Source organism: Pseudomonas thermotolerans DSM 14292 (genome assembly GCF_000364625.1).
Lineage (GTDB): Bacteria > Pseudomonadota > Gammaproteobacteria > Pseudomonadales > Pseudomonadaceae > Aquipseudomonas > Aquipseudomonas thermotolerans.
In genome coordinates, this window is sequence record NZ_KB822670.1 from 1 (window position 1) to 1,208 (window position 1,208).

The window sequence follows — 1,208 nt, forward strand, 5'->3', positions numbered from 1 at the left end:
GCCGGCGGGTGCAGGTAGCAGTGATGTTCATGGCAAGTCCTCCACATGTGGGAGGACAAGCATGGCTAGCCAGAGAAGTGGTCGCTAACCGGCCAGAAGCAGCCTTTAAACCTTTCCCGTTAGGCCAGTATGCTGCTCCACGCCACTGCGATGACAATCAACGCAACTAACTGTGCAGCGCTTCCCATGTCCTTGGCCTGCTTAGAAAGTGGATGCACCTCCAGAGATACCCGATCTACTGTCGCCTCAATTGCAGAGTTAATCAGCTCCACAATTAGTGCGAGCAGGAGCACGCAAACCAGTATCGCTCGCTCGACGCTGCTGACATCCAAAGCTATTGCCACAGGGATGAGCAGCGCATTGAGCAGCAATAGCTGGCGAAACGCCGCCTCGCCTCGAAAGGCCGCAATCAGGCCTGCAATCGAATAACCCAGAGCCCGCACGACACGGGTCAACCCTTTCTGTCCCTTGAGCGAGCGTGCATCTAGTTCGGCAGCTTCCAAATCATTCATTTGGCAGATCCCGCTTCATGGCAAGATTTAGCCAAAAGCCGGCCGTGCTCCTGTAGCAAGTGAATGCAATCAGGCTCCGGGATTGGCCCGCGATGGCGCCATAACTGGCTCAGGTCATGGCGCGCAGCATCCTTGCTTCGGAGACGTCGCCGACTCTTCTCCAGATCAAGGATTGCTGTTTCAACAACGGGAGGCTCGGTATTGCGTGGCGCGATTTTGACGAAGATATGCTTCGGGTAGCAGCAGCCGTGCTGCCAGCCTGCTCTGTGCAGGGATGCGAGCATTGAGGCGACTTGGTTCATAACCAATCCCCGCAATGACTGATCCGGTGTATGAGTGCCGTACCATTGCTCTAGGCTAATAAAGCCAGACAAGGCCTCCGTGACCAACAGGGCCTGCCATTGCCCTGCATGCATGCGAGCGGCCCCGTATACCAGTTTCGGCACACGAACACCCAGATGCGCAAAAGCCCTGTATGCCTTTATCTCGCGTAATACAGTGGGCTGCCCCAAGGGGTGCAATAGTGTTCGATAGGTATGTCCAGCCTGGCGTTTGCAATAGAGCTGTGGACGCGTGGGATCACGAGATTGCAACAGCAGCACTGCGGATTCCACGCCATCCGGCCACCCAGTCCGCTCTCATCTGGCCAGGCATTCCACGGCCATCTGGCCACCTGTTCCACGGCCATCCGGCCGG

Annotated in this window: 2 protein-coding genes; both read right to left on the reverse strand. The window is 56.9% G+C overall.

The window, feature by feature from the left end; translation table 11 throughout:
• Nucleotides 1-119: 119 nt before the first annotated feature.
• Complete coding sequence (locus tag H165_RS0118095) at nucleotides 120-512, reverse strand: diacylglycerol kinase (RefSeq protein WP_017940324.1); 393 nt, start codon at nucleotides 510-512, stop codon at nucleotides 120-122.
• Nucleotides 509-1,114, reverse strand: coding sequence for a lipopolysaccharide kinase InaA family protein (locus tag H165_RS19485; protein WP_248681225.1), 606 nt, complete (start codon nucleotides 1,112-1,114; stop codon nucleotides 509-511). The genes H165_RS0118095 and H165_RS19485 overlap by 4 nt, the downstream gene beginning before the upstream one ends.
• Nucleotides 1,115-1,208 lie beyond the last annotated feature (94 nt).

What these genes read in the sequence shown, in the direction of transcription:
- H165_RS0118095 (WP_017940324.1), bottom strand. Translation starts at nt 512, where the DNA reads ATGAATGATTTGGAAGCTGCCGAACTAGATGCACGCTCGCTCAAGGGA.